Source organism: Microbacterium sp. Bi128 (assembly GCF_918698205.1).
In genome coordinates, this window is record NZ_CAKKMM010000204.1 from 1 (window position 1) to 7,038 (window position 7,038).

The 7,038-nt window shown below is 70.6% G+C and carries 6 protein-coding genes and 2 pseudogenes; 6 read left to right on the top strand and 2 right to left on the bottom strand.

Annotation, left to right across the window (positions count from 1 at the left end; all coding sequences use genetic code 11):
* The 6 genes and pseudogenes from LQV45_RS14565 to LQV45_RS14590 all read left to right on the top strand — a co-directional run.
* Positions 1-800: pseudogene (locus tag LQV45_RS14565) on the top strand (pyruvate dehydrogenase (acetyl-transferring), homodimeric type); the annotation flags it as partial.
* Positions 801-888: 88 nt separating this feature from the next.
* A complete protein-coding gene (locus LQV45_RS14570) occupies positions 889-2,076 on the top strand; it encodes a CdaR family transcriptional regulator (protein WP_230007651.1) in 1,188 nt (395 codons plus the stop codon).
* A gap of 82 nt (positions 2,077-2,158) precedes the next feature.
* Positions 2,159-3,079 (top strand): ACP S-malonyltransferase, encoded by a 921-nt coding sequence (locus tag LQV45_RS14575; protein ID WP_230007648.1) that lies wholly within the window; start codon positions 2,159-2,161, stop codon positions 3,077-3,079.
* Positions 3,076-4,080, top strand: coding sequence for a beta-ketoacyl-ACP synthase III (locus LQV45_RS14580; RefSeq protein WP_230007649.1), 1,005 nt, complete (start codon positions 3,076-3,078; stop codon positions 4,078-4,080). Before LQV45_RS14575 ends, LQV45_RS14580 begins: the two co-directional genes overlap by 4 nt.
* 76 nt (positions 4,081-4,156) lie before the next feature.
* A complete protein-coding gene (locus LQV45_RS14585) occupies positions 4,157-4,405 on the top strand; it encodes an acyl carrier protein (protein WP_128216336.1) in 249 nt (82 codons plus the stop codon).
* Positions 4,406-4,469: 64 nt separating this feature from the next.
* Positions 4,470-5,708 carry a beta-ketoacyl synthase gene (locus LQV45_RS14590; RefSeq protein WP_230007650.1) on the top strand — a complete coding sequence of 413 codons (1,239 nt, stop codon included), beginning with the start codon at positions 4,470-4,472 and terminating at the stop codon, positions 5,706-5,708.
* A gap of 145 nt (positions 5,709-5,853) precedes the next feature.
* On the opposite strand, the gene LQV45_RS14595 is transcribed toward LQV45_RS14590, so the two are convergent.
* Entirely contained in the window at positions 5,854-6,357 is a 504-nt protein-coding gene (locus tag LQV45_RS14595) for a DUF3145 domain-containing protein (protein WP_138172259.1), read from the bottom strand.
* Between the two features lie 116 nt (positions 6,358-6,473).
* A pseudogene (locus LQV45_RS14600) lies at positions 6,474-7,038 on the bottom strand (hypothetical protein); the annotation flags it as partial.

The window sequence follows — 7,038 nt, forward strand, 5'->3', positions numbered from 1 at the left end:
GCACCACCCTGACCGGTGAGGGCCTGCAGCACGCCGACGGACACTCGCAGCTGCTGGCATCCACCAACCCCGCCACGGTGTCGTACGACCCCGCCTACGGCTACGAGATCGCCCACATCGTGCGTTCGGGCATCGAGCGCATGTACGGCGGCGAGCACCCCGACCCGAACGTCATGTACTACATGACCGTCTACAACGAGCCGCTGGTGCAGCCCGCCGAGCCCGAGGATGTCGACGTGGACGGCATCGTCCGCGGCATCCACCGCGTGTCCGTCGGCGAGGGCGAGGGTCCCCGTGCCCAGCTCCTCGCGTCGGGTGTCGGTGTGCCGTGGGCGTTCGAGGCCCAGCGTCTGCTGAAGGACGACTGGGGCGTCGTCGCCGACGTGTGGTCGGTCACGTCGTGGAGCGAACTGCGCCGCGACGGTCTCGCCGCCGACGAGCACAACTTCCTGCACCCCGAGTCGGAGCCCCGCACCGCGTACCTCACCGAGAAGCTTCGGGATGCCGAGGGCCCGGTCGTCGCGGTCAGCGACTGGATGCACGCCGTCCAGGACCAGATCCGTCAGTGGGTTCCGCAGCGCTACCTGTCGCTCGGTGCCGACGGATTCGGGTTCTCCGACACCCGTGCCGCCGCGCGCCGGTTCTTCAAGATCGACGGTCCGTCGCTCGTGGTGCGCACGCTCCAGGGGCTCGCGGACGAGGGCAAGGTCGACCGTTCGGTGATCGCCCAGGCCATCGAGAAGTACCGCCTGCACGACGTCAACGCCGGCACGAGCGGGAACGCCGGCGGCGAGGCCTGATCGCGTGACCGATCGCGCGGCCGTCGACGGTTCGGGAGGGAGCGGGGCCACCGCTTCCTCCCGGGCCGCGGACGAGAAAGCCGAGACCCTGGCGTGGTTGCGCCGGATCTCGGGCGACCTCGCCACCGCGACGATCCAGCGGCTCGAAGAGGCGCTGCCCTGGTACGCCGAGATGCCCCCGGCGCGCCGGTCCGCTGTCGGACTGGTCGCGCAGGCGGGCATCACGTCGTTCCTGCAATGGTTCGAAGAACCCGCGTCCACCCCGGCGATCGCCGCCGACATCTTCGCGGCCGCACCCCGTGAGCTGCTGCGCAGCGTCAGCCTGACGCAGACGCTGCAGCTCGTGCGCGTCACCGTCGAGGTCATGGAGGAGCGCGTCGCCGGCCGGAGCGAACGCGTCCGCGAGGCGATGCTGTCGTACTCGCGCGAAGTGGCGTTCGCCGCTGCCGACGTCTACGCCCGCGCCGCCGAGGCCCGCGGCCTGTGGGACGCCCGCCTCGAAGCGCTCGTCGTGGACTCGATCCTCACGGGCGAGGCCGACGACGAACTGCCCAGCCGCATCGCGGCCCTGGGCTGGCACGGCCACGGTGAAGTCGCGGTGCTCGTGGGCACCACTCCCCCTCAGCTCGACGTCGACCACGTGCGTCGCACCTCGCGCAAGCTCGGTGTGGACGTGCTGATCGGTGTGCAGGGTTCGCGTCTCGTGCTCGTCATCGGTCGGGCAGATCTGCCCGTGCGCGGGCGCGAGGACACGACCGAGCTGCCGTTCACCGAGATCGCCAAGCGCCTGGAGCCCGGATTCGGGGCCGGGCATCTCGTGCTCGGACCCGCCGTCGCCGCTCTCGTCGACGCGGGCCAGAGCGCCCGCGCGGCCCTCGCCGGGTTCGCCGTCGCCCGGGCCTGGCGGAACGCTCCGCGTCCCGTCGAGGCCGACGACCTCCTGCCGGAGCGGGCGCTGGCCGGCGACGCGGTGGCCAAGCAGACGCTCGTCGAGCGCGTGTACCGTCCGCTCCAGGCGCACAGCGCCGACCTCGTCGCGACGCTCTGGAGCTATCTCGACAACGGCCGTTCGCTCGAGGCGACGGCCCGCGAGCTGTACGTGCACCCGAACACCGTGCGGTATCGCCTCAAGCGCGTGTCCGAAGTGATCGGGTGGGATGCCACGGGCCCGCGCGAGGCGCTCATCCTGCAGACCGCGCTCATCCTCGGCTCGATGGGGACGGATGCCACGCGACGCCGTGGCACGGCCGCCCGGCGAACTTCGAACCCGCGCTGATGCACGGCGCGCACAAAGACACGCCGATTTCTTGTGCCGATATCTCCAGAAGCCGACGGCGGATCCTTGACAGGATAGGACGGTGATCATCGCCGTCTTCCCCGGACAGGGTTCTCAGACCCCCGGGTTCCTCTCGCCCTGGCTCGAGATCGACGGGACGCGTGAGCGTCTGGCCGCCGCCTCCGAGCACGCGGGCGTCGACCTCATCGCCGCCGGGACGGAGTGGGATGCCGACCGCATCCGCGACACCAGCGTCGCTCAACCGCTCATCGTGGCGGCGAGCCTCCTCTCCTGGAGCGTCCTGCGCGACCGCGCGGGGCAGGGCGCCGACGGCGTTGCGGGCCACTCGGTGGGCGAGTTCGCCGCCCTCGCGGCATCCGGTGTCCTCTCGGACGCGGACGCGCTGCGGCTCGTCGGGATCCGCGGACGCGCGATGGCCGACGCGGCCGCGACCGTCGAGACGGGCATGAGCGCCGTCGTCGGCGGAGACGAGCAGGCCGTGCTGGAGCGCCTCGACGCGCTGGGCCTGACCCCCGCCAACTACAACGGCGGCGGGCAGATCGTCGCGGCCGGCGAGCTGCCGGCCCTCGCCGAGTTGGCCGCCGAGGCGCCGCGCGGAACCCGCGTGATCCCACTGCAGGTCGCGGGTGCCTTCCACACGCGCTTCATGGAGCCCGCGGTCGCGACCCTCCGTGCCGCGGCTGCCGAGGTCTCGGCATCCGCCCCCACCACGACGCTGTGGACGAACTCCGACGGCACCGTGGTCGACGACGGGCGCCGTGCCGTCGACCTCGTGGTCGCTCAGGTCGCCTCGCCCGTCCGCTGGGACCGCTGCATGGCGTCGTTCGCCGAGCAGGGTGTCACGGGCATCATTGAACTCGCACCCGCCGGCGCCCTCACGGGGCTGGCGAAGCGCGCGCTGCGCGGAACCCCCACCGTCGCAGTCAAGACCCCGGACGACCTCGACGCGGCCGTCGCACTCCTGAAGGGAGAGCAGGCATGAGCACCCCCACCCTCCGTCAGCTGCAGGGACCGGCGCACACGCGCATCTACGCGTACGGCGCGGCCCGCGGTGAGAACTACGTCCCCAACGACGATCTCGTCGGCCCGATCGACTCGAGCGACGAGTGGATCCGTCAGCGCACGGGCATCATCACGCGCGTCCGCGCGAACGCCGAGACGGATGCCATCGACCTCGCTTCCGACGCCGCCCGTGAGGCCGTCGAGAAGTCGGGTGTCGCCCCGTCGGACATCGATGCCGTGATCGTCGCGACGATCAGCAATCCGAAGCAGACGCCGTCGGCCTCGGCGATCGTGGCGGACCGGATCGGGGCCAACCCCGCCGCGGCCTATGACGTCAACGCCGCGTGCGCGGGCTTCGCGTACGGCGTCGCCCAGGCCGACGCGCTCATCCGTGGCGGACTCGCCACGCACGTGGTCGTCGTCGGCGCCGAGAAGCTCAGCGACGTCGTCGACCCGACCGACCGGAGCATCTCGTTCCTCCTCGGCGACGGCGCCGGCGCGGTCGTCATCGGCCCGAGCGACACTCCCGGCATCGGTCCCACGATCTGGGGCTCGGACGGTTCGAAAGCCGACGCGGTGGGCATGAACCACACGCTCACGGAGTTCCGCGACGGCGTGGCGCCGTGGCCGACGCTGCGCCAAGAAGGACCCACCGTGTTCCGGTGGGCGGTGTGGGAGATGGTCAAGGTCGCCCGACAGGCCATCGAGGCCGCCGGCATCCAGCCCTCCGACCTCGCCGCGTTCGTGCCCCACCAGGCCAACATGCGCATCATCGACGAGTTCGCCAAGCAGCTCGGACTCCCCGAGACGGTGGTGATCGGACGCGACATCGAGACGACCGGCAACACCTCGGCGGCCTCGATCCCGCTCGCGACGCACCGGCTGCTCGAGGAGCACCCCGAGCTCAGCGGGGGCCTGGCCCTCCAGATCGGGTTCGGCGCCGGACTCGTGTTCGGCGCGCAGGTCGTCGTCCTCCCCTGACGCGCGAGCGTCGAACCCTAGACTTATCGGGGCTCGGGACGACTCCCCGGGTCCGCCCCCAACAACAGGAGAAATCATGGCATTCACCAACGACGAGGTTCTCGCCGGCCTTGCCGAGCTCATCACCGACGAGACGGGCATCTCGGCCGACGAGGTCGCGCTCGAGAAGTCCTTCACCGATGACCTCGACATCGACTCGATCTCGATGATGACGATCGTCGTCAACGCCGAGGAGAAGTTCGGCGTCACCATCCCCGACGACGAGGTCAAGAACCTCAAGACCGTCGGCGACGCTGTCACCTACATCTCGTCGAACCAGTCCTGACCCTCCCGGTGGGGGCTGCGGCCCCCACCGGTCACGACCCCTCGGCCGCACCAAGGATCACACCATGAGCACACCCCGCATCGTCGTCACCGGTATCGGTGCCACCTCGCCCATCGGCGGGACGGCTCCCGAGAGCTGGTCCGCCCTGCTGTCCGGTGCGTCCGGCGCGCGCACTCTCGAGCACGAATGGGTCGAGAAGTACCAGCTGCCCGTCACGTTCGCCGCAGAGGCGCTCGTGCGGCCCGAGACCGTCCTCGACCGCCCCATCGCCAAGCGCCTCGACCCGTCTTCGCAGCTGGCGATGGTCGCGGCGAAGGAAGCGTGGGAGGACGCGGGCGCGCCCGACGTCGATCCCGACCGCCTTGGCGTCGACTTCGCCACCGGAATCGGCGGCGTGTGGACTCTCCTCGACGCGTGGGACACCCTGCGTGAGAAGGGCCCGCGCCGCGTCATGCCGATGACGGTGCCGATGCTGATGCCCAACGCGGCGGCCGGCAACCTGTCGCTGCACTTCAACGCCCGCGCCTTCGCGCGGACCGTGGCCTCGGCGTGCGCGTCGAGCACCGAGTCGATCGTCAACGCGGTGCAGCACATCCGTGACGGCCTCGCCGACATCGTGATCGCCGGTGGCACCGAGTCGGCGATCCACCCCATCACGATCGCGTCCTTCGCCTCGATGCAGGCGCTGTCCAAGCGCAACGACTCTCCCGAGACGGCATCGCGTCCCGCCAGCATCGACCGCGACGGCTTCGTCATGGGCGAGGGTGCCGGTGTGCTGATCCTCGAGACCGAGGAGCACGCGAAGGCGCGCGGCGCCAAGATCTATGCCGTCATCGCCGGCGGCGGCGTCACCGCCGATTCGTACCACATCACGGCGAACGACCCCGAGGGTCGGGGCGCGGCACGTGCCGTGCGCATGGCGCTCGAGATGGCCGGCGCCTCCCCCGACGACGTCAGCCACATCAACGCCCACGCGACCTCGACGCCCGTCGGCGACCCGAACGAGTATCAGGCGCTGCGGGCCGTGTTCGGCGCGCGGGTCGACGAGATCCCGGTCTCGGCGACGAAGGCCTCCACGGGTCACCTTCTCGGCGGCACGGGTGCCCTCGAGGCCATCTTCACGGTGTTGGCGCTGCGTGACCGCGTCGCTCCGCCCACGATCAACCTCACCGAGCAGGACCCCGAAGTGCCGTTCGCGCTGTCGGGCGCGCCGGTCGAGCTCGGCGCGGGCGACCACCTCGCCATCAGCAACTCGTTCGGCTTCGGCGGCCACAACGCCGTCGTCGCGATCGCCTCGGTCTGATCGCTGCCGAACGCCCCCGGCATCCCCCGACTGCTACGGGGATGACGGGGGCGTTCGGTGTTTCATCGAGCAAGGGATACGCGGTCCCGGTGCCGGGAAATACTCACCGGCCTCCGGTAATGGCGCCTCCCCCACTCGACATCTCTCAGCCGACCTTGTGCAACCAGACGACGTGCTGGTCGTCACCGGCGTGGCGGAAGGGCTCGAGCTCCTCGTCCCAGGCGGACCCGAGGGCGACGTCGAGCTCGCGCTGCAGTTCGAAGGCATCGCCCGCGGCGACCTCGAGGGCGTAGCGCACGCGGTCTTCACCGATGACGACGTTTCCCGCGGCATCCGTCTGGGCGTAGTGGATGCCGAGACCCGGTGTGTGCATCCATCGGCCGCCGTCGCTGCGCGGCGTTGGGTCTTCGCTCACCTCGAAGCGCAAGTGCTCCCACCCGCGGATGGCACTGGCGAGCGCGGCTCCGGAACCGACCGGGCCCTCCCAGTAGAACTCCGCCCGCCTGCTGCCGGTAAGGACTGGCTGCTCGGACCAGTCGAAGTTGACCGCACGGCCGAGAGCGCGTCCCACCGCCCACTCCAGGTGGGGGCACAACGCGCGCGGCGCCGAGTGGATGAGAATCACTCCGCGCGAAGACGTGGTCGCCATGGTCTCTCCTTCGTCAGGTACGTCTTCCCCTACGACCTGCGCGAGAGCGGTGGCGGCTGTTCGGTTGTCTCGGTCATTATCGCCCGCAGATAACGAAATCACAACACTGTGATCGCTCAGGCGAACCAGAGCTTCCAGTAGAGGGCGAAGTTCCGGTTGCCGTACGACGAGCAGGCGTCGCCTGAGCCCCAGCGCGCATCGATCGCGGCGGCGTTCGGTTGATACGGCGTGTAGTTGTAGAGCGCGGCGGTCGCGTGGTTTCGGATCTCGATGTCGGTGCCCCCGCACGCGGGGTCGGGCGAGTAGGCGATGTAGTGCGTGCCGGGCTGCCGCATGAAGTCCGAGGCGCGGTAGGCCGCGAGGTCGGTGGCACCCTGCGCCACCTGGGCGGCGAATCCCGCGCGACCCGGATCGCACGGCGCATCGTCGGGGCAGCGCGCACCCATCGCCGCGCCGAGCGCCTCGGCCGACGGCGCGCGGGCGATCCGACCCGACACGAGGCTCTGCTCCTTCTGCAACGTCACCAGCAGCACCTTCGCGGAGATTCCGCACGCGCGCTGCACGCGGTCGATGATCTCGGCCGCGGTGAACTCGCCTCCGTCGTACGCGTCGCAGACGGTCTCGCCGGTGTCCTCCGACACGATCGCTTCCCGCGGGGGCAGAGTGCTGCGCAGGACATTC